Genomic DNA, 25,164 nt, shown 5'->3' with positions numbered 1-25,164 from the left:
AATCTCCACGTCTCGACTGCCACAGCGTGGGTAAGTGTGGGGTGAAACGTCCGAAATGAGTGGGGATGGTTTAGATGGCCTCTACGCGACCGAGTATCGAGCAGCACCCCGACCTGCTGGCGCTGCGCGCGGAGTACGAAAGGACGACCGCCACCAACCGGGGCCAGGCGATCGAGGCCATGGGCCTGGTGACCGGCACCTACCTGGCGGCGTCCCCCTGGATCGTGGGCTTCAACGGACTGTCGACGATAGCCGTCGGCACCCTGATCGCCGGCATCGCGTACGCCATGCTCATGGGCGGCGTGGGCAGGGCCTTCGAGCGCACGCACTCCATGGCATGGGCCGCGGCCATCATCGGCCTGTGGACGATCATCTCGCCGTGGTGCATCGCCGGGAACGTCGCCACGACGCGCACGATCATCAACAACGTGGTGGTCGGCGTCATCGCGCTGGTGCTCGCCCTTGCGGCGGCCTCGATGCGGCCGTCCACGGGTCGTGGGACCCCCACCGACATGAGGGGACCCACGGGAGGCTCGCGCATCTGACCGGCTCCCGCCGGAAACCGTTCCGCCGGACGAGCGCCTCGTGCGCCCGCCCGGCGGTCGGCTTTCCGACGCGGTCCGCCTACGGCGTCCCGCCCGCCGCGGGACCGAAGGTGACGGGCAGCCGCGCGGGGCCGCGCAGCACGCGGGGCCGCCAGTGCAGCTCCTCGGCCGGCACGGCGAGCGCGAGGCCCGGCAGCCGGCGCAGCACGCTGCCGACGGCGATCCTGCCCTCCAGCCGGGCCAGCGGTGCGCCCAGGCAGTAGTGGATGCCGTGGCCGAAGGCGAGGTGGGCGTTGTCCGCCCGTGTGACGTCCAGGCGGTCGGGGTCGGCGAAGCGTGCCGGGTCGCGGTCGGCGATGGCGGAGGCGACCACCACGGTCGCGCCGCGCGGGATCGCCACCCCGGCGATGGTCAGGTCCTCGCGGGCGAAGCGCGCGATGCCGGGGTTGACCGGTCCGTCCCAGCGCAGGAACTCCTCGATCGCGCCGGGCAGCAACTCGGGGTCCTCGCGCAGCATGCGCAGCTGGTCGGGGTGGGTGAGCAGCGCGGCGATGCCGTTCCCGATGAGGTTGACGGTGGTGATGTAGCCGGCCACCAGGAGCAGGAACGTCATCGAGACGAGTTCGTGCCGGTCCAGCCGCTGCTCGTCGTCGTGGGTCGCGATCAGCGCGCTGAGCAGGTCGTCCCCGGGGTCCGCGCGCTTGGCCTCCAGCAGCGCGGTGAGGTAGCGGTGCATCTGCTGCCAGGCGGCCTCGATCTTCGCCGGGTCCGGGGGCTGGGGGCCCTGCAGGACCATGTCGTCGGTCCACCGCTGGAAGTCGTAGCGGTCGGAGACGGGGACGCCCAGCAGTTCGCTGATGACCGTGACGGGCAGCGGCACCGCGAAGTCCTCGACGAGGTCGGCCCGTCCGGCCGGGAGGATCGCGTCCAGGAGCTCGTCGGCGATGCGCTGGACGCGCGGCTCCAGTTCGGCCACGCGGCGGGCGGTGAACGCCTTGGAGACCAGCCGGCGCAGCCGGGTGTGGTCGGGCGGGTCGGCGCGCAGCATCGTGCGGATCATCGACTCGCGCTCGGTGGTCGGCAGCCGCTCCATCAGCCGCGGGTCGGCGGCGTCCCGGACGTCGCTGCTCAGCCGCGGGTCGGTGAGGGCCGCCAGGCCGTCCTCGTACCGGGTGACCAGCCAGGCCTCGAGCTCGCCCTGGATGACCGCGCGGCGTACCGGGCCCTCCTGGCGTAGTTCCCGGTACAGGGGGAAGGGATCGGCGGCGAAGGCCGGATCGGTGAACGGAAGGGTGACCGGCTGCTGGCTCATCAGGCCTCCGGGAGTGCGTGGCACCTCATGACGGCAACACCAATGTGCATCGTTCAAGGATAATATGTCCCGTTGTGTCCGGTCGGGGATGCGGTCAGGGACGGCGGCGGAGGGCGGGGAGATGGAGCGGACGACGTGCTGCGTGGTGGGCGGCGGTCCGGCGGGGATGGTGCTCGCCCTGCTGCTGGCCAGGGCGGGGGTGGACGTCACGGTGCTGGAGAAGCACGGCGACTTCCTGCGCGACTTCCGGGGCGACACCGTGCACCCGTCGACCCTCACCCTGCTGGACGAGCTCGGCCTGGCGGAGCGCTTCGCGGCGCTGCCGCAACGCCGCGTGACCACCGTCCAGTTGCCGATCGGTCCCGGCCGGTCCCTGGTCACCGTCTCCGACGTCGGCACCCTGCGCGGCCCGTACAACTACGTGGCGATGGTGCCGCAGTGGGACCTGCTCGCCCTCCTGGCGGACGAGGCGGCCCGCGAGCCCTCGTTCACCCTGCGGATGGGCACCGAGGCGACCTCCTTCATCGAGGAGCGCGGCCGGATCACGGGCGTGCGCTACCGGGCCGCCGACGGCCGCACCGGCGAACTGCGCGCCACCCTGACCGTGGCCTGCGACGGCCGCGGGTCCCTCGCCCGGTCCCGCCCGGAGCTGGGCCTGCGGGAGTTCGGCTGCCCGATGGACGCGTGGTGGTTCCGGGTGCCGCGGCACCCCGACGACCCGCAGGGGCTGGTGGCCGGGGTCGGTGACCGCTTCCTCACCGCGATGATCGACCGCGGCGAGTACTGGCAGTGCGCCGCGCTGATCCCCAAGGGGAGCGACACGGGCCTCCGGGCGGCGGGCCTCGACCGGTTCCTCGCCGCCTTCGCGGCGGCCGTGCCGTGGCTGGGCGACCGCGTACGGGCGGTGCGCTCCTGGGACGAGGTGAAGCTGCTCGACGTGCGCTGCGACCGGCTGGAGCGCTGGCACCGCCCGGGCCTGCTGTGCATCGGCGACGCCGCCCACGCGATGTCGCCCGTGTTCGGGATCGGCATCAACCTCGCGGTCGAGGACGCCGTCGCCACCGCGCGGCACCTCGTCGAGCCGCTGCGCCGCGGCAGCGTCGGGCTGCGCGACGTCCGCGCCGTACAGCTCCGGCGGTGGCCGACCACGGTCGCCACCCAGGGCCTGCAGCGGCTGGCGCACCGCCGCTTCATCGCCCCGGTGCTGGCCGGCCGCTCCCCGCTCGGCGACGCCGACCGGGCGGGAAGGCTCGCCGGACTGCTCAACTCCACGCCCTGGCTGAAGCGGGTGCCCGCGTACTTCATCGGCTACGGCGCCCTGCGCGAGCGCCCGCCGGCGGCGTCCGTGCGGTAGGCACCGGCCGGCCTCCGGGGGCCGGCCGGTGGTGTCGTCCGCGGGTCAGGCGGCCCGGGCGGCGTTGCGGGCGATCGCGTCCACGACCGCCGGCCACACCTCTTCGGGCAGGTCGTGCCCCATGCCGGGGATCAGCAGCAGTTCGCTGCCGGTGACCGCGGCCGCCGTGGCCCGGCCGCCGCTGTGGTCGACCAGGGGGTCCTGCTCGCCGTGCACGACCACCGTCGGCACCGCCACCGCCCGCAGGCCCGGGGTGCGGTCGGGGGAGGCGAGGATCGCGGCGTACTGGCGCACGTAGCCTTCCGGCCGGTACGCGCGGTCGTGCGCGGCCGTCACGCGCTCGCGCAGCTCCTCGGGGGACTGCGGGTAGCCGGGGGAGCCGATCACGGCGGCCCGGCGCACCCCCTCGTCGATGACGGCCTCACGCGTCAGGGGAACGCCGTTCGAGCCGGGCATCGCCGCGATGGCCTCCGCCGAGGCGCGGCCGACCGACCGGTCGCCGGTGGTCGACATGATCGAGCACAGCGACAGCACCCGGCCGGGGTGGTCGATCACCAGCTGCTGGGCGATCATGCCGCCCATCGAGGCGCCGACGACGTGCGCCGCCGGGATCTCCAGCGCGTCCAGCAGCCCGACGGCGTCGTCGGCCATGTCGGCCAGCAGGTAGGGGACGCCCGAGCGGTCGCCCGACAGCACGGCGCCGATGTCCGGGACGGGGTGCTCGTCGAGCCCCGTCGACAGGCCCGCGTCACGGTTGTCGTAGCGCACGACGAAGAAACCGCGGTCCGCGAGCGCGGCGCAGAACTCCGGCCGCCACAGGGTCATCTGCGCACCGAGGCCCATGACGAGCAGCAGCGCCGGATCGCCGGGGCTGCCGAAGGTGTCGTACTCGAGCTCGATTCCGTTGGACTTCGCGCGGGGCATGCGGGGCTCCTGGGGGCTCGCGACGGGGGACCGGCTCATACCGTCCAGTCGGTACGATAGCCGCGCCGTCCCCGCGCGGCACCCCCGGTGCGCGGGGTGCCCGCGGGCAAGTGGCGGGTTCATGCTGCCCGCGGCGTCCGGGGTCCGCACCCTGGTGCGCGGGCCGTTCGCATGGTGAAGTGAGGGGTCGTTACATTACACTTATGTAATGTAATGCCCGCTATCGATCGGCATGGGGCCCGTGTCCCGGCACAGAGAGGACCGCGGATGAGCGGCGAGGACCGCGCCGGGAACGCCGGGGACGAGCGGGAGGCCGGCCGCGGTGCCGGCGCGCGGGCCGGTGGCCGGCCGCGGGATCCGGCGATCGAGGAGGCGATCATCCGGGCGACCCGCAAGCGCCTGGTCGCCGACGGCTACTCGCAGATGACCATCGGGGACATCGTGGCCGACGCCGGGGTCACCCGCCCCACGCTGTACCGGCGTTGGGCCAACAAGTACGACCTGGTCGTCGACGCGCTCGCGTACGGCTTCCGCGCCCAGCGCGAGGCGTACCCGGACGTCGACATGGACGCGCTGCCCGGGGTCGAGGCGTTCCGGGAGGCCGTGCGGCGCCTCGACCCCCGCTACCACAACAGGGGTGCGATGTCCCTGCACGGCAACTTCATGGCGGAGGTCGAGCGCGCCCCCGGCCTGCTGGAACAGCTGCGCGAGCACGGGGTGGGGCCCCGGTGCGAGGAGCTGACGCGGACCCTGCTGCGGCTGCGCGAGCGCGGTGAGCTGCGCGAGGACGTCGACCTCGACACCGTCGTGACGCTCTGCTTCGGCAGCTACTTCGCCGACTACCTGCGCACCGGCGGTTCCGGCGCGGACGTGGCCGACCGCGTCGTCGCCACCCTCTGGCCCGCCGTCGCCGCCCGTCCCGCCGGCTGACCGGCCGCGCTCCGGCCGCGCTCCGGCCGCGCTCGGGGCGTGCCGGGCGGCGGGTCCGTGTGACGATGGGTACCTGCGACGGAACCGCCACCCATGCCCTGGGAGCCGACCGGTGGACGTTCACGAGGCGCTCTACACGACCCGGATCATGCGCCGTATGAAGCCGGACCCCATCCCGCTGGAGAGCCAGTGCCGGATCCTGGACGCCGCGATCCGCGCGCCCAACGGCGGCAACACCCAGCGCTGGCACTTCCTCGCCGTCGACGACCCCGCGCTCAAGGCCCGGCTCGCCGAGCTCTACGCCTCCTGCCGGCGGCAGGAGTACGACGACATCGCGGCCGGCCTGCTCGGCGCGTCGCCGCACGAGGACGCCGAGCAGCGCGCCGAGTCCCTGGCGCGCATCAGGAAGTCCGGGGACCGCTTCACCGAGCACTTCACAGAGATCCCCCTGCTGGTCTTCGTCTTCGCGGTGGACGACCACGGCGGCGCGAACATCTACCCGGCCATCTGGAGTTCGATGCTGGCCGCGCGCGCCGAGGGCATCGGCGCGGTGCTCACCACGGTGCTGCGCTACGAGGCCGGCACCGTGTGCGAACTGCTGGGCGTTCCCGCCGGGGACGGCTGGCGGATGATCGCCATGCTGGCCTTCGGCTACCCGCTGGGCCGCTGGGGGGTCGCGGCGAACCGGCGTCCCGTCCACGAGGTCTCGTCGCGCAACCGCTGGGGCGCCTCGTTCGGCGCCCGGGTCCCCGAGCCCCTGTGGCCGCCGGACACCGACGGCGCCCGCATCGAACCCGACCCCCCTGCGTCCTGAGCGGGCGCGCCGCGGCACCGGCCGACGCCGTCGCACGTCAGGCGGCCGGCGGGCACCGCACCGCCACCAGCGCCACGTCGTCGTTGAGCCGCCCGTCCGTGTGGCGGAGCAGGTCCGCCAGCACCTCGTCGAGCAGCGACTCCGGTTCGCACCCGGCGGCGTCCCGGGGGATGCCGCGGTCGGCCACGGAGTGGACGGGGTAGAAGGCGCCCGAGCGGTCCCGGGCCTCGGCGAGGCCGTCGGTGTAGAGCAGGAGCAGGTCGCGCGGGGCGAGCGGGAAGCAGTCCTCCCGGTACGCGGCGGCGTCGAGGCCGGCCAGTCCGAGCGGCGGCGCCGGCGCCGGTCCCGCGAGCGCGGTGACGTGGCCGTCCCGCAGCAGCAGGGGCGGGGGGTGCCCGCAGCTGACCGTCCGTACGAGGCCGCCGCCGGCCGGGAACTCCACCAGGAGCGCGGTGACGAACCGCTCGGGCGCGTCCGCGTCGGCCTCGGCCGCCTCGGCCACGTGCCGTCGCACGCTGGCCTCGAGGGCCGCGGCCAGGCCGGGCAGGGTGCGGTGCTGGTGCGCCGCCTCACGGAAGGCGCCGAGCAGCGCCGCCGCGTCGTCCAGCGCCCGCAGGCCCTTCCCCTTGACGTCGCCGATGAGGAGCCGGACGCCGTGCGGCGTCCGAGCCGCGGCGTAGAGGTCGCCCCCGACCTCGGCCATCCTCTCGGCCGCGCGGTACACCGAGGCGACCCTCAGGCCGTCGATCCGCCGGGGGAGGGGCCGCAGGACGACGTGCTGGGCGGCCTCGGAGATCGCCCGCAACTGGCGCGCCTCGCGGCGGCTGCGGTCGCGGGTGCCGCAGAAGGCGACGAGGAAGACGGAGACCACCAGCAGGGCGGCGAGGTGTATCGGCAGGACGGAGGACCGGAGCAGGCCGTCGTGGACGTCGCAGACCACCGCCGCCGCCAGCGACAGCAGGGCCACCCCGCAGGTGGCCCGCGCCGACGAGATCGCCGCCGCCAGGGCGGGCGCGGCGATGAGCAGGGACCCCAGGTGCACGTCCGTGGACGTGACGAGACCGATCCCCGTGATGATCAGCACGAGCGCGACCGGGGCGCTCAGCTCGGAGAACCGCAGCGCCCGCCAGGTCCCGGACGGCCTCCACCCGTGGTGCGCCGCGGGGCGCCCGGCGCGGTGGCCGTGGGGCGCCCTCGTGGCGACCGGGACGGATGCGGCGGGTGCGGGACCTGCCGCACGCCGGACGGGCTTGTGCACGGGCCTGACCTCCTCGCCCGGTCCGCCGCCTCGCTTCGGGAGAGCGGGCCCAGACAGGCGTTTCGTTACATTTAGGACATGTAACGTTAACCGATGTTCTGGGGATTCCGGCGCGATGGTGGGTTTCGTTACAGTCGTTGACGATAACGAAACTGCCTGGCAGGCTGACCTCGAGGGGACGACGGTCACCCCGGGCACCGAGGAGGACGGACGATGGACCACCGGCGAGAGCTGATCGAACGCAGCATCCCGTTCCTGGACGAGGTCATGAACCGGACCCCGGGCAAGGAACTCGAGGACTGGCTGAACGCGACCCACGGTCCGCACGGCGAGCTCTACGGCCACCTCTCGCGCCTGGCCAGGCTGGGCGTCGAGGAGGGCTGGGCCGCGAACGTCGAAGTGGACGGCCCGGACTACCGGCGCAGCCTCATCGCGCCGCCCTCCGCCGAGACGCGGTACTTCAGCATCACGTCGGTCTACATGAACGCCGAGGCCCGCTACCGGGGCCAGTACCACGCCCACCCCTACGGCGAGATCAACCTCGTGGCCCCCGTCGACCCCAGGGCGCAACTGGCCGGCCCCAGCGGCTGGCAGGGCCCGGGCTGGACCGCCCCCGCCCCCGGCAGCCACCACTACCCCGAGGTCCGCGGCGGCGCCGTCATCGCGCTGTTCTACCTGCCCGCCGGGCGCATCTCGTACGACATCAGCGCGCCGGGCGGCGACTAGGCCGTATCGTCACATGCCCTCCCCCAACCTTCGGCCGGGGGTGCCCCCACCCCACGGCTTCCCCAGCTCCGCTGGGAGGTGCCCCACGATCCTCCGCCTTGCGATGCACCGCACCTGGGGGCACCTCCCGGCGGAGGCCGGGGGAGCCGCTGGGCCCGCCCTCCGGGCGACGGGGCACCTCCCAGCGCCAGCTGGGGGGGCTCATGTGACGATACGGCCTAGGCTGCGGGCGTGGACTCCGTGGAACCCCCTCGTCGCCGGTCCGCCGGCGACGACGCGCGGCGGCACCCGCTGCCCGGCCGTCAACCGATCGTCCCCGCGCGTCGGGTCGGCACGGCCCGGCTGCCCGGCGCCCGGCCGGTGACCGCCGGCCACGCGCTGCTGCGGCATCCCGGCGGCGCGCACCACGCGCTGCTGCACCAGGACGGCGCCATCGCGCTGGTCGACCTGGAGGCCGCCTTCGCCGGCCGGCCCGCGGTGCTCGCCACCGTCGCCGACCCCTGGCCCGGGTGGCGCAACAGCGCCAGCTCGGCGAGCGCCGACGGCGCGCTCGTCGTCCTCTCCGGGCAGCGTTCGGTGCTGGCCCTGGACGCCGACGGCCGTACCCGCTGGGAGTACCGGCACGGCTGCTGGGGCGACGGACCCCACCGGCACGACGGCCCCCCGCCGTGCCCCGGCCTCGCCCGGGGGTCCGTCCAGGTCGGCGCGGACGGCGGGCTCGTCTGGGCGCACGTCCTCCCGGACATCGACCACGGGGACCCGGCCGCCGACTCGTACGAGCAGTGGGTCGTCCTGGACGCCGCGGACGGCACCGTGCTCGGCCTCGCACGCGTCGAGGGCGGCTCCCAGGGCTCCCACCAACTCCCGCACCCCGACGGCTCCCGGATGATCCTCGGCACGGGCCAGGGCCAGGACGGCTCCCCGGCCTACGCCGGCCACTGGGACGGCTCGGCGCTCACCGTCCAGGAGGTCGGCGACGGCTTCCGCGTCCCCGTCGCCGTCCATCCCGGCGGCGGCGCGTTCCTGAGCACCCCGCACGGCCACGACCCGCTCCTGCTGCACCGTTTCACGGACGGCCGCGTCCTGATGGAACGGGACGCCGCGGACCTCGCGGGCGTCCAGGGTGAGCACGAAGGCGATGACGACCACGACGGCGAAGGCCCCGAGCCGGCCTGGGACTTCGTCGCGGGTTTCGTCGACGGGCACACCGTGATCGCCGCTGCCTACGATGCCCGTCACCACGTGGCGGCCGCGCGGCACTGGCTGCTGGACGCGCTCACGCTGCGCCCGCTCGGCCCGGTCGCCTACCCCGGCGGGGAGGGGGCCACGGCCAGGAGCGACAACCCCGTCGCGCTCGGGGACGGCACCTGGCTCACCCTGGCTTCCGACGGCACCACCCTCAACCGCTGGTCCGCAGAACGCCGTTGACCGCGCGAGGGGTCGCGGGCCGCCACCCTCCGACGCGCCCGGACGTGTTCGTGCCCGGTTCCGGGGCCCGACCCCCGCCGGGTCCGCGCAGGTCGGCGGCCCTACCATGTGTGTCATGCACACACGTGGGCGAGCGGTCGGCGCCCGGCCGTACGCACCCTGGCGGTGAACCCATGCAGCGGAACGTCCCGGATCCCGCCCAGACGGACACGTCGTTCACGGAACTGCTGGCCCTGGAGCGGCTGGAGGAGAACCTCTACCGCGGCTCCTGCCACGCCGGGATGCCGTTGCGGGCGTTCGGCGGCCAGGTCGCGGCGCAGTCGCTGATCGCTGCGGGGTCGACGTTGCCCGACCCGAACGCCCCCGCCGCGAGCGCGGCCGCCCCCGCTCCGGCGGCCCCCGTCGCACCCGTCCTGGACCTGCTCGTCCACTCGCTGCACGGCTACTTCATCCGCGCGGGCCGCACCGACCGCCCCATCGTCTACGAGGTCGACCGCACCCGGGACGGACGCTCCTTCGCCACCCGGCGGGTGGTCGCGATCCAGGACGGCGAGGCCATCTTCAGCCTCTCCGCCTCCTTCCACCGCCCCGAGGACGGCGACGAGCACCAGGCGGACGCACCCGACGCGCCCGGGCCCGAGGGGCTGCCCGAACTGTGGGAGTCCGGGCGGCGGGGACGGGGCGTGTCCGTCTTCGAGGCCGTCCTCGAGTCGCGCTGCGTGGGCGACCCCGTCAAGGGGCTGCCCGGCATCGGGCAGGGGCCGCGCCAGCAGCTGTGGGTGCGCACCCGCGCCCCGCTGCCCGGGGGGGCCGCTGCTGCACGCCTGCGCGCTGACGTACATCTCCGACATCCGGCTGCTTGCGACGGCCGGCCTGCCCTACGCCGACCACCCCGGTGAGCGGCAGGCCGCCTCGCTCGACCACGCCGTGTGGTTCCACCGGCCGTTCCGCGCCGACGAGTGGCTGCTGTTCGCCATGGAGAGCCCGACGTACGCGTCCTCCCGGGGTCTGGCCAGGGGCCAGTTCTTCACCAGGGACGGCCGTCTGGTCGCCTCCGTCGTGCAGGAGGGCCTGTACCGGCGGCGCCCGCCCCGCTGAACCGCCGCCCCCGAGGAAGGAAGGACGTCATGCCGCAGTCCCCCGACGGCCCGACCGCGCACGCCTGGCAAGCCCTCGGCGGCGCCCCCGAGCCGGCCCACCACGTGACGTACCGGGAGGCCCGCGGCGTGCTGCCCGCGCGGTTGCCGGTCCGCCGCCTGGCCCGGGCCACGGTCGGGGTCTGCTCCCTCGCCGCCGCCGAACTGCTGGCCGTGCGCTCCGGCGGGCCGCCGCCCTCGGTGCGGGTGGACGAGGGGGCCGTGGCCACGGCCTTCGTGAGCGAGCGGCACCTGCGGATCGACGGCCGGGCGGGCACGTCCTTCGCACCGCTGTCCGGTTTCTGGCGGACCGCGGACGGGTGGGTGCGCACCCACGCCAACTACCCGCACCACCGCGCCCGGTTGACGGCCGCCCTCGGCATTCCCGACGCGGGTGAGGGCGGCGACGCGGATGTCACGTCGCGGCTGCTGGCGGCCGAACTGGCCGGGCGCACCGCGGCGGAGGTCGAGGAGACCGTCTACGCGGCGGGCGGGCTGGCCGTCGCCGTACGGGAGGAGCCGGGCGCCGCCGCGCAGCCCCTCGTGGAGGCCGAGCGGACCGACGACGCCCCGGTGCGCCCCCTGCCCCCGGCGGAGCTGCCCGCGGCGGGCGTCCGCGTGCTCGACCTGACACGGGTCATCGCCGGCCCGGTCGCCACGCGCACGCTGGCGCTGCTCGGCGCGGACGTCCTGCGGGTCGACAGCCCGTCCCTGCCGGAGGACGAGTGGGCCCACGCCGACACCGGGTTCGGCAAGCGGTCGGCGCGGCTCGACCTGTCCGGGGCGGGTCGCACGGTCCTCGAGGAACTCCTCGCCACCGCCGACGTGGTCGTGACCGGCTACCGCCCCGGCGCGCTGGACCGCCACGGACTGGCGCCGGAGGCACTGCGCGAGCGCCGCCCGGGACTGGTCGTCGCGCAGCTCCGCGCCTGGGAGCGCTCCGGACCGTGGGCCGGGCGGCGCGGATTCGACAGCCTCGTACAGGCGCGCTGCGGCATCGCCTCGGCCGAGGCCGGACCGGACGGCCGCCCCGGCGTCCTCCCCGCTCAGGCCCTCGACCACGGCACCGGTTACCTGCTGGCCGCGGCGGTCCTGCGCGCCCTGACCGACTCCCGCCGGCACGGCGGCGGCCGGCTGCTGAGGCTGTCGCTGGCGGGCACGGCCTCCTGGCTGACCCACGGCATCGGCCCCGGTGACGCCGTTCCCGGCGAGGACCACGACCCCGCCCCCTGGCTCTCCGCCGTCGACTCCGCGTACGGACGCCTGGTCCACGCCCGGCCGCCGCTGGGCTACGGCGGGGCCCCGGCGGACTGGAGCCGCCCGCCGGGCCGCTGGGGCACCGATCCCGCGGTCTGGCGGCAGCCCTGACCGGACCCCGTCCGTGAGCCCGGCCCCGGCCCCGGCCGTCCGCCGCGTGGGGCCGCGGGCCGATCCCCTACGGTGCGAGCCAGCAGGCCGAGTACCTCGCGGACGACCTCGCGGCGTGGACCGGCTCGACGGACGCCGCCCTGGGCATGCTGGACGTCCTGCTGCTCGGGGACGCCGTCTCCTTCTGGCTCGACCAGCAGTACGTCACCGCCGGCACCGTCCACCGCGCCGCACGCGGAACCGGGCGGGAACCGGACGAGGCGGTCTGGGAGCGGCTCAAGGAGTACGTCGCGTCGATCCCGCCGCACGAGTTCGAACGCCGGCGCCCGGGTGTCCGCCCTCACCGGCCACACCGAGGACCGGACCCACCCGCCGACCCACCTGCGCCGCGCCGCCGTGGAGCGCCGGGAGCACCACCCTGCCGCCGTCGTGCTGGACGTCGCGCGGAACAAGGAGGTCGACGCCGCGCTGGACCCGGCCCGCCGCCGGCTGGGCCGCGAGGTCCTGCGCGGCTGAGGGGCGGGGCTCAGGGGCGTCCGCCGCGTTCCAGGGGGATCCTCTCGCCCGCCTCGACGGCGAACGGAAGCCGGTTGCCGGCGGGCGGGAGGGGGCAGGTGGCCAGGTCGGTGTAGGCGCAGGGCAGGTTGGCCGCGCGGTTGAAGTCGAGGCGCACCCGTCCCTCGGCGTCCGGGGGGCCGATCTGCAGGGAGCGGTTCGCCGCGTAGGTGGTCACCCCGGACGTCGCGTCCGTGAACAGGGCCATCAGGGCGCCCGGCCGGAAACCGTTGAAGACGGTGAGCCGGTACGTCGCGCCGTCCACCTCGAACTCCACGTGCCCGGGGGCGTCGTAGACGTGCTCCAGCCCCTCCACCGTCGCGCCCACGGTCACCGGGCGCGGGGCGTCGTAGGGCACGAAGCGGCCCTCGCGCACCCAGCGGGGATCGGGTGCGTAGGCGGGCGTCCCGGTGAAGCCGGTGCGCAGCGGGTTGTCCGGGTGGCGCGGCCGCAGCACGTCGTGCCCGCCGCGCTTGGCGACCTCGACGACGGCGTCGCCGAAGCCGGCGTACACGCTGTCGCGCTCGGCGATGACGCCGAAGTCGTGGCGTCCGCGCACGACCGCCCCGTCGACGGTCAACTCCTCGCCGTCGCCCAGCTCGACCACCACCCGGCCGTCGGCGGCCGACCAGGCGCCGGGGGCGTCGTCGAAGCGTTCGGCCCGCGGGCCGAGCCAGCGCAGACTGGTGATCGCCAGGAAACCGTGCGGACCGGCGAGCACCTCCTCCTTGGCGCGGTGCCAGTGCTCCCAGTCCTCGGCGAATCCGGTGCGGTCGACGTCCTGCGCGGTCATGTCCGCTGCTCCCTCGCGTGCCGGGTGTACTCCCTGCTCCGTACAACCGCCGCGGACCGCGAAGTCATCCCGCCGGCCCCCGGAGGCAGTGACGGCAGACGGCAGCGGCCCGCCCGGTCGGCGTGCGAGGACGACCGGGCGGGCTCCGCCCTCCAGGCTGCCGCGTCCGCGCCGGCGGCGCAGGCCGGAGGGCGTGGCGATTGCGCCGGACGGGGTGGTGCCTCCTCCGTCGCGGGTCAACACGCCCGGTTCGTACGGAGGTTGCCGACCGCCGTCGGGCGCCGCGGGCCGACGGGCCGGTCCGTGACGAGGCGGCGGACCGACTCCACGACGAGCCGCCTGCGCTCCGGTGCGAGCACCGGGGAGCGGACGTCCTCGACCCGGCCGGGCAGCCCCGTCGAAGCGGTCGTCGTCATCCCCGGTTCCACCGTGACGCGTTCGCGGCGGCACAGCGCCGGCCCGCCCTCCCGCAGGGTCATGACCGTCCCCTCACGGGCCCCGACGGGGTCGCCGGAGGGCGCCGCGTGGCCCTCGCTGCCCGCCGCGGCCGGCCCCGCTACCGTGGCCGGCCATGGACACCGACGACTGGCTGGCGGACACCCGCGCCTCCTACGACACCGTCGCGGAGGATTACGCCGACCAGGTGCGCGGGCTCCTGGACGGGACACCGTACGAACGCGCGGTCCTGGGGCTCTTCGCCGACCTGGTCAGGAGCGGTGGCGGAGGGCCGGTCGCGGACGTGGGCTGCGGATCCGGGAGGATCACGGCGCACCTGCACGGCATGGGCGTGGACGCCTTCGGGATCGACCTGTCACCCGCGATGGTCAGGGTGGCCCGGCGCGAGCACCCCGGCCTGCGGTTCGACGTCGGGTCCATGACGGACCTCGACCTCCCCGACGCCTCGACGGCGGGCCTGGTCGCCTGGTACTCCCTGATCCACGTCCCCGACGACGCGCTCGGCGCCGTCCTCACGCACTTCCGGCGCGTGCTGCGGCCGGGCGGCCCGCTCCTGCTCGCCTTCCACGTCGGCGAGGAGACGCGCCTGAAGACGCAGGGCTACGGCGGCCACCCGATGAAGGTCCGCGTCCACCTCCGCCGGACCGGCCACATGGCGGCCCGGCTCGGCGACGCCGGTTTCACCGTCGAGGCGAAGATGACGCTCACCTCGGCCGAGAGCAGGCTCGGGGGGATCCTCCTCGCCCACCGCGACGCGTGAGTCCACGGGCCGGCACGTCCCCGGCCGGCATCGCGGAGAACGCCCCCGCGCCGGACCGGTCCGCTGCGGTCAGAGCGGGGACAACGCGCGCTCCAGCGCGGTCCGGTCGGCCGGTGCGCCGTGTGCGGGCAGGACGAACTCGACCGGGAGGGCGAGCAGCGGGCGCAGGCGTCCGACCACCTGCTCGCGCGTGACGCCGTCCCGCAACCGGTCGTTGATCTGCAGGCCGCGGCCGAAGTCGACCAGGGTGTCGCCCGGGATGACGGCCCGCGCCCGGCCGTCCCAGAGCACCAGGTCGTTCCGCTCCCGTCCGGCGAACACCTCGACCCCCGCCGGGAGCCGGTCGCCCGCTGCGTACAGGTGGCCGGGACCGTCGCCGCCCGTGCGGAGCCAGGTGAGGTCGGGGCTGCCGTCCCCGGCCTGTTCGCGCGTGACGCCGAACTTCCGCACGAGGTCGTCGGCGGTGTCGGGCGGCGGCGTGAACACCGGTGCGCCGAGGCGCTCGGCCAGACGCCGCGCGTCACGCTCGTGCCAGGGCGCCGTGAGCACCACCACCGGCTCCCGGTCGGCGGCGAGCGCGAGCAGTCCGGGCGGTACGGACAGCGGGTCGAAGAGGAGCAGCCGGGTGCCGTCGTCGATCGCGGACGACGACACCTCCCGCGGCCACCGCTCGTCGGGCGTCCACTCCGGGTGCGGCGCCTGCCAGTGCCAGACGCCGCGGGCGAGTTCGCGCATGCGCGGACCCTACCGGCACACGCCGTCCGGGTCGTCCGGTTCAGTGCTCCGCGGCCGCGCCCAGGTTCGCGGCGAAGAACGCGGCGAGCTTCTCGACCGCGGGCCCGACGTACTGCTCCCGGTCGTAGAGGTCGACGTGGCTCGCGCCCTCGATCCAGTGCAACTCCTTGGGCCCGGTGGCGCGCTGGAACGCGTCGACGCTCATCCAGGCGGTGACCGCGCGGGATCCCGCGACCATCAGCAGCGGACGCGGCCCGATCAGGGGGACGGTGGCGAAGGCGTCGAAGGCCGCGAACCTGTCGACGCTGGACCAGGTGAAGAAGTCGGCCGACCGGGGGTGCCGGGCGCGCGGGGTGCGGTAGTACTCAAAGCCCTCGACGCCGTGTTCCCCGCCCAGCGCGCGGGCCTGTTCGGCGGTGCCGGGGAAGAGGGTCAGGACGGGCGGCTTCTCGCCGCGCGCCTCGGCGGTACGCGCGGCGGCGGTGGCCTCCAGCATCCCCTCGAACACGGCCGCGTCCTGGGTGCCGTCCGCCCCCAGGCGGAACTGGCGCGAGATGTCGGCCGCGCTGACGGTGGCGACGGCCCTGATCCGCCGGTCGCCGGCCGCGGCGGGAAGGACGTAGCCGCCGGAGGCGCAGATGCCGAGGGCGCCGATGCGCCCGGCGTCGACGTCATCGCGGGTGGTGAGGTAGGAGACGGCCGCCTTGAGGTCCTCGACGCGCTGGGCCGGGTCCTCCAGGCCGCGGGGTTCGCCGCCGCTCTCGCCCTGATGGGCCGCGTCGAAGGCGAGCGTGACGAAGCCCTCCTCGGCCAGGCGCCGTGCGTAGAGGCCCGCGGTCTGCTCCTTCACGCCGGTGCCGGGGTGGCCCACGACGATCGCGGGCCGCGGGCCCGCCGCGGCGGGGGCGTCGGGGGAGTGGAGGTGGCCGGCGAGGGGGATGCCGGCGCTGTCGAAGGTGACGGTGGTCTCGGCCACAGGATGCTCCGTGTCTCGTGTCGCGTGTCGCGTGTCGCGTGTGCGGTGTTCCGCGGGGCCGCGCCCCGGCGGGCCCGCCGCGGCCCGGCTCCGCGCCGGGCACTTCCCGACCATCCGCCCTGGCCGGGGCGGGCGGGAGAGGCGGGTTCCTGCCCGGGAAGGAACCTGCCCCCTCACAGGCGGGGGAGCCCGCGGGAGAATGGGGCACATGACTGCGGCATCTGGTCCTCGCGAACTCGGAGCCTTCCTCAAGGCCCGCCGGGCACAGCTCGCACCGCACGAATGCGGCCTGCCGCCGGCGGATTCCGCGCGCAAGGTCGCGGGCCTGCGCCGCGAGGAGGTCGCGCAACTCGCCGCGATCAGCGTCGACTACTACACGCGGCTGGAGCAGGGCCGGGTACGCGCGTCGGCGGCGGTCCTCGCCCCCCTCGCCCGTGCGCTGCGCCTCGACGAGGACCAGCAGCGGTACCTGTACGAGCTGGCCGGCAAGGCCGACGCACATCCGCGGCGGCGGCGTCCCCCGCAGCGCGTCAGGCCCGCGATGCGTCGCCTGCTGGACCGGCTCACCGCGACGCCCGCCGTCGTCCTCGGCACGCGGATGGACGTCCTGGCCTGGAACGACGCGGCCGCGGCCCTGTACACCGACTTCGCACAGGTCCCGCCGGACCGCCGCAACTACGTGCACCTGCTGTTCACCCACCCCGTCGTCCGCGGCATGCACCGGCAGTGGGAGCACGACGCCCGTGACGCCGTGGCCGCGCTGCGCATGCAGGCCGCAGCGGACGCGGACGACCCCGAACTCGCCCGCCTGGTGGGCGAGTTGTCGGTCCGGGACGCCGACTTCCGTACCTGGTGGGCGGAGCACCGCGTCATCACCGCCGCCTACGGCACCAAGCACTACCGGCACGGCGTGGTCGGCGACCTCACGCTCGACTGCGACACGTGGAGCAGCCCCGACGGCTCGGGGCAGCGCCTCATGGTGCTGACCGCCGAGCCCGGCACCTCGTCGTACGACGCCCTGCGCATCCTCGCCTCGTGGACGGCGGGGCAGCCGGGCGGCGACGGGGCGTTGGAGGGCGACGCGACGCCGGACGGCACGGCTCCGGGGCGGGCACACCGGGGCGGCGGCCCCGCGTCAGCCCTCGGGAACTGACGTCCCGGCGGCGGCCGTCCTGACCTGCCGTGCGAGGTCCGCGACGGTGTAGCCCGCGGGGACCGCGTCGATCAGCACCAGGTCGGAGATCGCGTTCCTGGTGCGCAGCGGCAGGATCTCCCGGTACTCCGGCGAGTCGTACCAGCTCTCGGCGGCGGCCCGGTCGGGGAACTCCAGCAGCACGACCAGGCCGGGCCATGCGCCCTCCACCACCGTCGGCTCGCCGTTCGCGAGCCAGGCGCCGCCGTAGGGCCGCAAGGTGGCGTCGACGCGCTCCAGGTACCTCAGGCCCTCCTCGTTCGGGATGCCGCCAGGGATGCGCAGGTGGTTGATCAGGTACGTGCTCATGCCGGACCTCCGGGGTGGGTGTTGTCGGCGCGCGTCCGGCCACGGGCCTTCGGCCGCCGTCACCAGGCCACGTGACGCGCCCGCCCGGCCGCCGCACGACGCGCCGCCCGGGCTCCGGGATCCGCCCTGTCGGGTGACGTGCCTGGTCCCCGTGCTCCCAGGAACAGCGGGGCACTGCCACCCGCGCCCGGGGCCGCGCACAGTGGGTGGCGGCCGCCGTCGACCGGCTCGTCACCCCGCCGGCGGCGCGCCGACGACCCCGGGCGGTGGGGGCCGCCCGGGGCACCCTGCGGCGCGGGTGGGCCGGATCCCCGGCCCACTCACGCGGCCGTCCGGCCCTCGGACGCGTACGAGGTCGGCGGGCACCGCGCAGTAGCATGCGAAGACGGCCCCGCCGACAGCACAGTCCATCGATCCGGAGATACCGACGCGCACATGGTGACCATCGCCTACCAGGGAGAACCCGGATCGAACTCGGCCGCCGCCGCCCAGAGGCTGTACCCCGACAGCCGGGAGCTGCCCTGCACGACCTTCGAGCAGGCGCTTGAGGCGGTCGCGCTGGGGACCGCCGACCTGGCCGTGATCCCCGTCGACAACTCGGCCGCCGGCCGTGTCGCGGACGTGCACCACCTGCTGCCCGAGGCGGACCTGTCGATCATCGCGGAGTACTTCCTGCCGATCCGCTTCGACCTGATGGGCGTGCCCGGCGCCACGCTGGAGGACGTCGCGTGCGTCCGCAGCCATGTGCACGCGCTGGGGCAGTGCCGGAAGATCATCCGCGAGGGCGGCTGGCAGACGCTGGTCAGCGACGACACGGCGGGCGCCGCCCGCGAGGTCGCCGAGCTAGGCGACCGGCGTCACGCGGCCCTGGCCCCGCCCGGAGCCGCGGAGCTCTACGGGCTGCAGGTGCTGCGCGGCGGCGTCGAGGACACCTCGGACAACACCACCCGCTTCGTCGTCCTCGCCCGCGACGCCGCGTTCCCGCAGGACTCGGGCACGCCGATGATGACCAGCCTGTTCTTCTCCGTGCGCAACATCCCGAGCGCGCTCTACAAGGCGCTCGGCGGCTTCTCCAGCAACGCGGTGAACCTCACGAAGATCGAGAGCTACCAGGTGGGCGCGGGCCTCAAGGCCAGCCGCTTCTACATCGAGATCGAGGGCCACCCGGCGGAGAGCAGCGTGGCCCTGGCCCTGGAGGAGCTGCGGTTCTTCTCCTCCGAGGTGCGGATCATGGGCGTCTACCCGGCGCATCCGCACCGCTCCCTGGACCACGGCTGACGCCGGATCCGGTCGTACGGGGCGGGGCCCCGAGGGCTTCATGCCCGCTCTTCGCCGTTCGGGTCGCCGTGCCCTGCCGTGGGTACGGCGAAGGCCGCCGCACCGCTGCCGCCGTGTGACGTGACGCAACCGTGGACGTCACACCCTCCCGGGCCGCGTTTCACCCCGACGGCCCCCGCACGTGACCCGGTCGGCACACGTGGCCGGGCCTGTCGCCGCCGGGCCGTGAACACTCAGGTGCCGTAGGGCCCCGGGGCCACAGGGCCCCGCCCTGAGCCCCGAGGAAAGCGAGATACGGCATGGCGGCAACTCTGGATCCCCGTTCCCGGCGTCGCATACGTCGCGCCCACGTCGCCGCGGCCGGCTGCGCCCTGGCCCTGAGCGCGTCCGCCGCGGCCCCCGCCGCCGCGGACGGGGACACGTCAAGTGCGAAGCCGACGGTCGTCCTGATCCACGGGGCGTTCGCGGACGCCTCCAGCTGGAACGGCGTGATCGAGCGGCTCGAGGCCCGCGGCTATCCCGTCATGGCCCCCGCCAACCCGCTGCGCGGGCTGCACAGCGACGCCGAGTACGTCGCCTCCGTGCTGAAGAGCGTCAAGGGCCCCATCGTCCTGGCCGGTCACTCCTATGGCGGCGCCGTGATCAGCTCGGCCGCGGCCGGGAACCCCCACGTGAAGTCGCTGGTGTACGTCTCGGCGCTGATGCCCGACGTCGGCGAGAGCGGGATGTCGCTGGCCGAGCGGTTCCCCAGCGCACTCGGCACCGCCACCAGGTCCGTGCCGTACCGCGCGGGCGGCGGGGTCAGCGGTACTGACCTCTACCTCGAGCGCGACAAGGTGCACCCGGTGTTCGCCGCCTGCCTTTCGGAGGGGCAGGCGAATCTGCTGGGCGTCACCCAGCGGCCCGCGGCCACCACCGCGTTCTCGGAGAAGGCCGAGGTCGCGGCCTGGAAGACGATCCCGTCCTGGGCGCTCGTCGGCCGTCAGGACATGACCATCAACCCGGAGCAGGAGCGCTTCCAGGCGCGGCGCGCGCACTCGCACACCGTGGAGCTCGACACCTGCCACGTCTCACTGATCGCGCGGCCCGACGCCGTCGCCGACCTGATCCTCCAGGCCGCCGGCGCCGCGGAGGGCGGCCGCCCCGAGCTGGCGGACACCGGCTCCGCGGAGCGTCGTTCCGGCGTCGCCGCTCTCGCCTCCGTCGCCGCGGGCACGCTGGCCGCCGGTGCGGGAGCCCTGTTCGGCGTCCGTCGCCTGCGGCGTCGCTCCGCCTGAGGGGCGAGCCCGCGGACGGCGCCCGCCGTCAGTGGCCGTGGCCGGCGCTGCCGCTGTCCGCGTCGGCGTGCCCGCGTTCCCCGCCCTCGCCGGCCCTGACCGTGAAGGGGGCGGTGCGCACCGTCCCCCGGTGCTTGAAGTCGAGGAAGAGCCGGTACGTGCCCGTGCTCGGGGCCGTGGCGGTGAAGGAGACCTCGGGCCCGGGCGCGGTGCGGCCGTCGCCGGGGGTGCCGCCCGGGTGCACGTGCAGATACGCGAGGTCGCCGGCGCGCAGGGCGACGAGGTGGCCGTACGCACCGAGGTACGGCTGCAGGTCCGTGACCTCGCGGCCGTCCCTGGTCACCGTCAGCCGGAGCTCCCGCTCGGCGCCGGACCGCAGGGATCCGTCGAGCGTCACGGTGTAGCCGTCGACGGTCGCGGTCCGGGAGGCCGGCGCGGGGGCGGCGGGACGGTGGTCCCCGGTCACCGACAGGTCGGCGCCGAGCGTCAGGTCGCGGCTGCCCTCCGCGGCGGGGGTGAAGTCGGCGAGGACCCGGTAGTCCCCGGCGCGGGGGAGGCCGACCGGGGTGCTCCATGTGCCGTCGGCCGCGCGGACCGGATGCAGATGGCGGTATTCGGTGAGGTCGCGCGAGGCGAGGACCAGGTGCAGTTCCTTCTCGTGGGCGCGCCGGTACGACGTGAGCGGGTGGCCGTCGGCGTCGCGTATGACGAAGCGCAGGCGGTCCGGGCGGCCGGAGCCGACCCGCGGTGTGAGCAGGTCGAGGGTGTAGCCGGCCTCGGTGGCGCCCAGGCCGCCCACGGGATGCGCCGCTGACGCTTCGCCTGCGGAGTGGGCGGCGCCGGCGGTACCGGCGCTCCCGTGCGCGTGCGCCGCCTCCGGCGCGTTCGCGCCGGATCCCGGGGCGCGCACCGGGTCCAGGGCCGCGCCCACGCCGTAGGCGGTGCCGAAGGATGCCGCCAGGACGACGGCGAACGCGGTGATCTTCGCTCCGGTGTTCAAAGGGTGCTCCGTGGACGGCGTGGCCGGGGACGCGTGCCGGGCGGCCGCGCGGCACCAACATATACCCCCAGGGGGTATGTGCCAAGGCGTGGGGGAGCTGTCTCGGGATACGGGGTGGGGGTATGCCGGTCAGGCGTGCCATGCGGGCGCCAGGGCCTGTTCGGTCCGGATCGTCTTGCCGCGGGGGGTGGTGACGGGTACCCCATTGCTGGGCGAGCTGCGCCACGAGCCAGCCGGCCTTGCCCTCTCCGCCGCCGTTGCGTCCGGGCCCCGCGGCGTCATCGCCGTCCGCGGGCCCGCGGTGGTGCGCGAGCAGCCGCAGCCGCAGGGTGTGCCCGTCCCGGTGCCGGAGCGCGAGGGTCCCGGCCCAGCGTGCCGCGGAGGGCGGTGGTGTGTGCGGCGGCGGTCCGGCGAGCAACAATGTGGCGGGGTGGCCGATGATCTCGGCGGGCGCGTGGCCGAGCAGGCGGTGGGCCTGGGCGCTCCTGACGACCCCGTGGTCGTCGAGCGTGGCGGAGGCGGTGTAGGCGGTACCGCCGTCGGCGCCCCGGGAACCAGGTTCCTTCCCCCGCTCGGGCGGTGGCGGGGAACCGGGCTCGGCCGGGCCATCCACTGACCAGCATCGTGCCTGTCGGGGGTGAGCACCAACGCGACGTACCCGGCAGTACGGGACGGGGCGGGGCGGGGCGGTGCGGGCGGTGCGGGGGCGCGGGGGCGCCGGGAGGCGCGCCGCCGCATGAGAGCATCGCGGGCATGTTCCCGCAGACCTCCCGGCTGCGCCTGCGCCGCTTCCGTCCCGACGACGCGCCGGCCCTGGCCGCCTACCGCTCCGATCCCGCCGTCGCCCGGTACCAGGGCTGGAGCGCACCGGTCTCCCCGGAGGAGGCCGCGGACCTCGTCGCGGCCTTCGCGGCGGGCGATCCGGCGGAGCCGGGATGGTTCCAGTACGCGGTGGAGCTCGTCGCCGGCGGCGAGCTGATCGGCGACATCGGCGTGTGCCTGCACGACAACCGGATGCAGGCCGAACTCGGCTTCACCCTCGCCCGCGCGCACCAGGGCCACGGCTACGCCGCCGAGGCCGTCACGGCGCTGCTCGACCGGCTCTTCACCGAGTGCGGTCTGCACCGCGTGTCCGCAGAGTGCGACGCCCGCAACAGCGCCTCGGCGCGGCTGCTGGAACGCGTGGGGTTCCGGCTGGAGGGCCGCCGGCCGGCCCACTCGTGGATCAAGGGCGAGTGGACCGACGACCTGCTGTTCGGCCTGCTCGCCGACGACTGGGAGCGGCGGCACCCCCGCTCCGGACCCGGCGGGGGATGACGGGAACGGCTCCCGGTCGGCGCCGGCCGGTCCCGGGCCTGTCCGCTACGCGTCGGCCCTCACCGCATCGCCGCCCGCCACGAGCGCCCGGTTCACCGGCGAGGTCGGGCACCCGGAGGGCGGCGGTACGGGCAGTACGGCGCGTCGGACGGCGGCGACGGGGGAATGACGGGGTCCGCCGCACGGTTGGACCGGGTGCGGGAGACCTGACGCGGGACTCCGCCGGGGACCGACGAGCGGTCCGGTCCCCACGGAGCCCGCGGTCCAGGAGAACGGCCCCGCTTCGATCCGGCGCCGGCCCGGCCCCCCTTCCGGCCGGCGCCGATCGTGTGCGGCGCCGCCCCCCGCCGTGCCGCGCGGCGTTCCGGACACCCCGTCACACCACGGGTCCCGATGCCCGGTTGACCCCGGGTGGGTCAGCCCGGCTCGCAGGAAGGTGCCGGCGGGTGTCTGATGGCATCAGCGGCCCGGGGCCCCGGAGTGGCCCCCGATGAAACGGCCCCGGGCCCGCTTCGTACCTCCCCCGCCCACGCTCACCGGCCGACTCCGTGCCGTCGCACCTCTCCTGACGCCGCATCAGGCGGCGATGGGCTGCCGGGCCTCACTGATCGCCCACGCGGCGTTGACCAGGCCGATGTGGCTGAACGCCTGCGGGAAGTTGCCGAGCAGTTCACCGGTGACCGGGTCGATCTCCTCCGCCAGGAGGCCCACGTCGTTCACGTACGACGCCGCCCGGGCGAAGACGTCGCTGGCCCGCTCCGCCCGGCCCGCCAGCGCCAGCGCCTGGGCCAGCCAGAAGGTGCACAGCAGGAAGGTGCCCTCTTCCCCGGCCATGCCGTCGAGACCCTCCTCGGGGCGGTAACGGTAGACCAGCCCCGCGCCGTCCGTCAGTCCCCGTTCCGTCGCGTCGATGGTGGCGCGGATCCGCGGGTCGTCGGCGGGCAGGAAACCGACGATCGGCATCATCAGGTTCGACGCGTCGAGCGCGGTCGAGCCGTAGTACTGCGTGAACGCGCCCGCCTCCTCGCTCCAGCCCTCGCGCAGCACGGTCCGGTGGATCTCGTCCCGCGTCCTGCGCCAGCCCGCCACCTTCGCGCGGGGCGCGGCGAGCCTGACGGCGCGGTCGAGCGCCGTCCAGCACATCACCTTGGAGTACAGGAAGTGGCGGGGCTCGCCACGGACCTCCCAGATGCCCTGGTCCTTCTCGGTCCAGCGCTCCGCGGCGGCGTCCGCGCAGGCCACGAGGAAGCGCCGGGTGTCGTCGTCGATCCGGTCCAGCTGGTCCGCGAGACGGTACGCCGCGTCGAGGAGTTCCCCGTAGACGTCGATCTGCTGCTGGCACCACGCGCCGTTGCCCACCCGCACCGGCCGGCTGTCCCGCCATCCCCGCAGGTGGGGGAGGGTGCGCTCGCTCAGGTCGTGTTCACCGCCCACGCCGAACATGATCTGCAGCGTCCGGTCCTCGCCCAGCGACGGCGCGGCCGTCGCCAGGAAGTCGAAGAAGTCGTGCGCCTCGTCCGGGCAGGCCGCCACCCACAGGGCCTCCATCGTCAGACAGGCGTCCCTGACCCAGGTGTAGCGGTAGTCCCAGTTGCGCTCGCCGCCCACGCCCTCCGGCAGCGAGGTGGTCGCGGCGGCGATGATGGCACCGCTGGGCTGGAAGGACAGCGCCTGCAGTACCCGGCCGCTGTGGTGCACCAGGTCGCGCCAGGGTCCGTCGTAGGCCTGGTGCAGGTCCGACCACGACTGCCACGCCGCAATCGTGGAGTCCAGGAGGCCGGAGAGCTCGTCCTGCGTCCAGACGTGGGCCGGGGGTTCCTCGAGCGTCGAACGGTGCAGACCGAGGCAGACGGACTCGCCTGCCCGCAGGGTGAAGGCGCCGCGGGCCGTGGCGTCGGCGAGGTCCATGCGGTGCGGGGTGGTCAGCATCAGCCACTCGGCCCCGCCGCGCGACATCACCCCGCCCTCGGTGCCCGACAGGATCGGCGCCACGAGCCCGTACTCGGGGCGCGGACGGTACTCCGTCTCCACCGGCACCTCGCCCTCCGTGCAGGTCAGCCGGCGGGCCAGCAGGCGTGGTGCGCCGGCCCCGAGGCTGTGCCCGTCGCCGCCCGGGCCGGTCAGCAGGGCGTCGGTGAGGGTGACGGTCCCCGACCCGGTGCGGAAGGTCGTCTCCAGCACCATGGACCGGTCCACGTAGGTCCGCGTCGCCTCGTACGGGACCGACGGCCGGACCGACCAGTGACCGGCCGCGCCGTCCAGCAGTCGCGCGAAGACCGAGGGGCTGTCGAACCGGGGGAAGCACAACCAGTCGACGGAGCCGTCCCGGCTGACGAGCGCGGCGGAATGCCGGTCGGAGATCAGTGCGTAGTCGGCGATCGCGGTCGAACTCATGGCAGCTCCCACGGACGGTGCCCCGGCGGACCGGCCGGCCGGCCCCGTACCCGGCGGCCCGCGCCGGCCACCCGAGCACCGGCGCCGGCTGCGCCAACACCGCGGGCCGCGGGCGGAGTTCGCCCACGGCCGACCCGATGTCCCCGGCCCGTCACGGCAGACCGGTCCCGCCGGCCACGTCCATTCCTCCAGTGTGCCCCGCACGGCGGCGGGCGACCGGTCGTGCGGGGGTGTGCGGTGTTTGATTCGCCGGTCGGGGGGTGTGGGGGGATGCTGGTGTATATGGGTACGCGTGTTCCTGCGGGGTCGGTGGCTCGGTCGGATCTG

25 protein-coding genes are annotated in these 25,164 nt (G+C 75.2%); 15 read left to right on the top strand and 10 right to left on the bottom strand.

Features of this window, described 5'->3' with window-relative positions:
- The first annotated feature begins 74 nt into the window (after positions 1–74).
- Complete coding sequence (locus ACZ7MY_RS37705; RefSeq protein WP_499609406.1) at positions 75–545, top strand: SPW repeat protein; 471 nt, start codon at positions 75–77, stop codon at positions 543–545.
- Between the two features lie 79 nt (positions 546–624).
- On the opposite strand, the gene ACZ7MY_RS37700 is transcribed toward ACZ7MY_RS37705, so the two are convergent.
- Positions 625–1,857 carry a cytochrome P450 family protein gene (locus ACZ7MY_RS37700; protein WP_499609403.1) on the bottom strand — a complete coding sequence of 411 codons (1,233 nt, stop codon included), beginning with the start codon at positions 1,855–1,857 and terminating at the stop codon, positions 625–627.
- A 121-nt stretch (positions 1,858–1,978) separates the two neighbouring features.
- On the opposite strand from ACZ7MY_RS37700, the gene ACZ7MY_RS37695 reads away from it, so the two are divergent.
- Complete coding sequence (locus ACZ7MY_RS37695; RefSeq protein WP_499609400.1) at positions 1,979–3,211, top strand: FAD-dependent oxidoreductase; 1,233 nt, start codon at positions 1,979–1,981, stop codon at positions 3,209–3,211.
- Between the two features lie 45 nt (positions 3,212–3,256).
- On the opposite strand, the gene ACZ7MY_RS37690 is transcribed toward ACZ7MY_RS37695, so the two are convergent.
- Positions 3,257–4,135, bottom strand: coding sequence for an alpha/beta fold hydrolase (locus ACZ7MY_RS37690; RefSeq protein WP_499609397.1), 879 nt, complete (start codon positions 4,133–4,135; stop codon positions 3,257–3,259).
- Positions 4,136–4,402: 267 nt separating this feature from the next.
- Here ACZ7MY_RS37690 and ACZ7MY_RS37685 point away from each other — a divergent pair, with 267 nt between their 5' ends.
- Positions 4,403–5,065 carry a TetR/AcrR family transcriptional regulator gene (locus ACZ7MY_RS37685; RefSeq protein ID WP_499609395.1) on the top strand — a complete coding sequence of 221 codons (663 nt, stop codon included), beginning with the start codon at positions 4,403–4,405 and terminating at the stop codon, positions 5,063–5,065.
- A gap of 112 nt (positions 5,066–5,177) precedes the next feature.
- Positions 5,178–5,879, top strand: coding sequence for a nitroreductase family protein (locus ACZ7MY_RS37680; RefSeq protein ID WP_499609392.1), 702 nt, complete (start codon positions 5,178–5,180; stop codon positions 5,877–5,879).
- Between the two features lie 37 nt (positions 5,880–5,916).
- On the opposite strand, the gene ACZ7MY_RS37675 is transcribed toward ACZ7MY_RS37680, so the two are convergent.
- On the bottom strand, positions 5,917–7,137 hold the full coding sequence (locus tag ACZ7MY_RS37675; RefSeq protein WP_499609389.1) for a PP2C family protein-serine/threonine phosphatase: 1,221 nt from the start codon (positions 7,135–7,137) through the stop codon (positions 5,917–5,919).
- A 213-nt stretch (positions 7,138–7,350) separates the two neighbouring features.
- On the opposite strand from ACZ7MY_RS37675, the gene ACZ7MY_RS37670 reads away from it, so the two are divergent.
- The 6 genes from ACZ7MY_RS37670 (at position 7,351) to ACZ7MY_RS37645 (ending at position 12,311) form a co-directional block, all read left to right on the top strand.
- Complete coding sequence (locus ACZ7MY_RS37670) at positions 7,351–7,863, top strand: 4-hydroxylaminobenzoate lyase (protein WP_499609387.1); 513 nt, start codon at positions 7,351–7,353, stop codon at positions 7,861–7,863.
- Positions 7,864–8,094: 231 nt separating this feature from the next.
- Positions 8,095–9,291, top strand: a complete 1,197-nt coding sequence (locus ACZ7MY_RS37665) for a hypothetical protein (RefSeq protein ID WP_499609384.1) — start codon at positions 8,095–8,097, stop codon at positions 9,289–9,291.
- 173 nt (positions 9,292–9,464) lie between these two features.
- Positions 9,465–10,190 (top strand): acyl-CoA thioesterase, encoded by a 726-nt coding sequence (locus ACZ7MY_RS37660; RefSeq protein ID WP_499609382.1) that lies wholly within the window; start codon positions 9,465–9,467, stop codon positions 10,188–10,190.
- On the top strand, positions 10,105–10,389 hold the full coding sequence (locus ACZ7MY_RS37655; protein WP_499609568.1) for an acyl-CoA thioesterase: 285 nt from the start codon (positions 10,105–10,107) through the stop codon (positions 10,387–10,389). Before ACZ7MY_RS37660 ends, ACZ7MY_RS37655 begins: the two co-directional genes overlap by 86 nt.
- 29 nt (positions 10,390–10,418) lie before the next feature.
- Positions 10,419–11,795 carry a CoA transferase gene (locus ACZ7MY_RS37650; protein WP_499609380.1) on the top strand — a complete coding sequence of 459 codons (1,377 nt, stop codon included), beginning with the start codon at positions 10,419–10,421 and terminating at the stop codon, positions 11,793–11,795.
- A 330-nt stretch (positions 11,796–12,125) separates the two neighbouring features.
- Positions 12,126–12,311 carry a hypothetical protein gene (locus ACZ7MY_RS37645; protein ID WP_499609378.1) on the top strand — a complete coding sequence of 62 codons (186 nt, stop codon included), beginning with the start codon at positions 12,126–12,128 and terminating at the stop codon, positions 12,309–12,311.
- A gap of 10 nt (positions 12,312–12,321) precedes the next feature.
- Here the strand turns inward: ACZ7MY_RS37645 and ACZ7MY_RS37640 are convergent, their stop codons facing one another.
- Entirely contained in the window at positions 12,322–13,143 is an 822-nt protein-coding gene (locus ACZ7MY_RS37640) for a DUF1684 domain-containing protein (protein WP_499609375.1), read from the bottom strand.
- Between the two features lie 236 nt (positions 13,144–13,379).
- The gene (locus tag ACZ7MY_RS37635; protein ID WP_499609372.1) at positions 13,380–13,622 is read right to left on the bottom strand and encodes a hypothetical protein; all 243 of its coding nucleotides are present in this window, start codon (positions 13,620–13,622) and stop codon (positions 13,380–13,382) included.
- Positions 13,623–13,714: 92 nt separating this feature from the next.
- On the opposite strand from ACZ7MY_RS37635, the gene ACZ7MY_RS37630 reads away from it, so the two are divergent.
- Positions 13,715–14,359, top strand: coding sequence for a class I SAM-dependent methyltransferase (locus ACZ7MY_RS37630; RefSeq protein WP_499609370.1), 645 nt, complete (start codon positions 13,715–13,717; stop codon positions 14,357–14,359).
- 69 nt (positions 14,360–14,428) lie between these two features.
- Here ACZ7MY_RS37630 and ACZ7MY_RS37625 read toward each other — a convergent pair whose 3' ends face one another.
- Both ACZ7MY_RS37625 and ACZ7MY_RS37620 read right to left on the bottom strand, forming a co-directional pair.
- Positions 14,429–15,094, bottom strand: a complete 666-nt coding sequence (locus ACZ7MY_RS37625; protein WP_499609367.1) for an MBL fold metallo-hydrolase — start codon at positions 15,092–15,094, stop codon at positions 14,429–14,431.
- A gap of 40 nt (positions 15,095–15,134) precedes the next feature.
- Entirely contained in the window at positions 15,135–16,070 is a 936-nt protein-coding gene (locus ACZ7MY_RS37620; RefSeq protein ID WP_499609364.1) for an alpha/beta hydrolase, read from the bottom strand.
- Between the two features lie 208 nt (positions 16,071–16,278).
- On the opposite strand from ACZ7MY_RS37620, the gene ACZ7MY_RS37615 reads away from it, so the two are divergent.
- Positions 16,279–17,223 carry a helix-turn-helix domain-containing protein gene (locus tag ACZ7MY_RS37615; protein ID WP_499609362.1) on the top strand — a complete coding sequence of 315 codons (945 nt, stop codon included), beginning with the start codon at positions 16,279–16,281 and terminating at the stop codon, positions 17,221–17,223.
- On the opposite strand, the gene ACZ7MY_RS37610 is transcribed toward ACZ7MY_RS37615, so the two are convergent.
- Positions 17,206–17,571, bottom strand: coding sequence for a DUF1330 domain-containing protein (locus tag ACZ7MY_RS37610; RefSeq protein ID WP_499609360.1), 366 nt, complete (start codon positions 17,569–17,571; stop codon positions 17,206–17,208). The genes ACZ7MY_RS37615 and ACZ7MY_RS37610 overlap by 18 nt on opposite strands.
- Positions 17,572–18,006: 435 nt before the next feature.
- Here ACZ7MY_RS37610 and ACZ7MY_RS37605 point away from each other — a divergent pair, with 435 nt between their 5' ends.
- Positions 18,007–18,849 (top strand): prephenate dehydratase, encoded by an 843-nt coding sequence (locus ACZ7MY_RS37605; protein WP_499609357.1) that lies wholly within the window; start codon positions 18,007–18,009, stop codon positions 18,847–18,849.
- A gap of 299 nt (positions 18,850–19,148) precedes the next feature.
- Positions 19,149–20,126 carry an alpha/beta fold hydrolase gene (locus ACZ7MY_RS37600; RefSeq protein ID WP_499609355.1) on the top strand — a complete coding sequence of 326 codons (978 nt, stop codon included), beginning with the start codon at positions 19,149–19,151 and terminating at the stop codon, positions 20,124–20,126.
- Positions 20,127–20,154: 28 nt separating this feature from the next.
- Here the strand turns inward: ACZ7MY_RS37600 and ACZ7MY_RS37595 are convergent, their stop codons facing one another.
- Complete coding sequence (locus ACZ7MY_RS37595; protein WP_499609352.1) at positions 20,155–21,126, bottom strand: DUF8832 domain-containing protein; 972 nt, start codon at positions 21,124–21,126, stop codon at positions 20,155–20,157.
- Positions 21,127–21,879: 753 nt separating this feature from the next.
- Between ACZ7MY_RS37595 and ACZ7MY_RS37590 the strand changes: the two genes are divergently transcribed.
- Positions 21,880–22,443 (top strand): GNAT family N-acetyltransferase, encoded by a 564-nt coding sequence (locus ACZ7MY_RS37590; RefSeq protein WP_499609349.1) that lies wholly within the window; start codon positions 21,880–21,882, stop codon positions 22,441–22,443.
- A 576-nt stretch (positions 22,444–23,019) separates the two neighbouring features.
- On the opposite strand, the gene ACZ7MY_RS37585 is transcribed toward ACZ7MY_RS37590, so the two are convergent.
- Positions 23,020–24,837, bottom strand: a complete 1,818-nt coding sequence (locus ACZ7MY_RS37585) for a glycoside hydrolase family 15 protein (protein ID WP_499609346.1) — start codon at positions 24,835–24,837, stop codon at positions 23,020–23,022.
- Between the last annotated feature and the right edge of the window lie 327 nt (positions 24,838–25,164).

It is taken from the genome of Streptomyces sp. NPDC111520, assembly GCF_055635295.1.
Note: the sequence above shows the minus strand (reverse complement) of the source record. Positions and strands in the feature narration are given on the sequence as shown.

What these genes read in the sequence shown, in the direction of transcription:
- ACZ7MY_RS37605 (WP_499609357.1), top strand. Translation starts at nt 18,007, where the DNA reads ATGGTGACCATCGCCTACCAGGGAGAACCCGGATCGAACTCGGCCGCC.
- ACZ7MY_RS37625 (WP_499609367.1), bottom strand. Translation starts at nt 15,094, where the DNA reads ATGCGCGAACTCGCCCGCGGCGTCTGGCACTGGCAGGCGCCGCACCCG.
- ACZ7MY_RS37610 (WP_499609360.1), bottom strand. Translation starts at nt 17,571, where the DNA reads ATGAGCACGTACCTGATCAACCACCTGCGCATCCCTGGCGGCATCCCG.
- ACZ7MY_RS37590 (WP_499609349.1), top strand. Translation starts at nt 21,880, where the DNA reads ATGTTCCCGCAGACCTCCCGGCTGCGCCTGCGCCGCTTCCGTCCCGAC.
- ACZ7MY_RS37615 (WP_499609362.1), top strand. Translation starts at nt 16,279, where the DNA reads ATGACTGCGGCATCTGGTCCTCGCGAACTCGGAGCCTTCCTCAAGGCC.
- ACZ7MY_RS37670 (WP_499609387.1), top strand. Translation starts at nt 7,351, where the DNA reads ATGGACCACCGGCGAGAGCTGATCGAACGCAGCATCCCGTTCCTGGAC.
- ACZ7MY_RS37685 (WP_499609395.1), top strand. Translation starts at nt 4,403, where the DNA reads ATGAGCGGCGAGGACCGCGCCGGGAACGCCGGGGACGAGCGGGAGGCC.
- ACZ7MY_RS37585 (WP_499609346.1), bottom strand. Translation starts at nt 24,837, where the DNA reads ATGAGTTCGACCGCGATCGCCGACTACGCACTGATCTCCGACCGGCAT.
- ACZ7MY_RS37660 (WP_499609382.1), top strand. Translation starts at nt 9,465, where the DNA reads ATGCAGCGGAACGTCCCGGATCCCGCCCAGACGGACACGTCGTTCACG.
- ACZ7MY_RS37640 (WP_499609375.1), bottom strand. Translation starts at nt 13,143, where the DNA reads ATGACCGCGCAGGACGTCGACCGCACCGGATTCGCCGAGGACTGGGAG.
- ACZ7MY_RS37700 (WP_499609403.1), bottom strand. Translation starts at nt 1,857, where the DNA reads ATGAGCCAGCAGCCGGTCACCCTTCCGTTCACCGATCCGGCCTTCGCC.
- ACZ7MY_RS37705 (WP_499609406.1), top strand. Translation starts at nt 75, where the DNA reads ATGGCCTCTACGCGACCGAGTATCGAGCAGCACCCCGACCTGCTGGCG.
- ACZ7MY_RS37650 (WP_499609380.1), top strand. Translation starts at nt 10,419, where the DNA reads ATGCCGCAGTCCCCCGACGGCCCGACCGCGCACGCCTGGCAAGCCCTC.
- ACZ7MY_RS37695 (WP_499609400.1), top strand. Translation starts at nt 1,979, where the DNA reads ATGGAGCGGACGACGTGCTGCGTGGTGGGCGGCGGTCCGGCGGGGATG.
- ACZ7MY_RS37630 (WP_499609370.1), top strand. Translation starts at nt 13,715, where the DNA reads ATGGACACCGACGACTGGCTGGCGGACACCCGCGCCTCCTACGACACC.
- ACZ7MY_RS37600 (WP_499609355.1), top strand. Translation starts at nt 19,149, where the DNA reads ATGGCGGCAACTCTGGATCCCCGTTCCCGGCGTCGCATACGTCGCGCC.
- ACZ7MY_RS37690 (WP_499609397.1), bottom strand. Translation starts at nt 4,135, where the DNA reads ATGCCCCGCGCGAAGTCCAACGGAATCGAGCTCGAGTACGACACCTTC.
- ACZ7MY_RS37635 (WP_499609372.1), bottom strand. Translation starts at nt 13,622, where the DNA reads ATGACCCTGCGGGAGGGCGGGCCGGCGCTGTGCCGCCGCGAACGCGTC.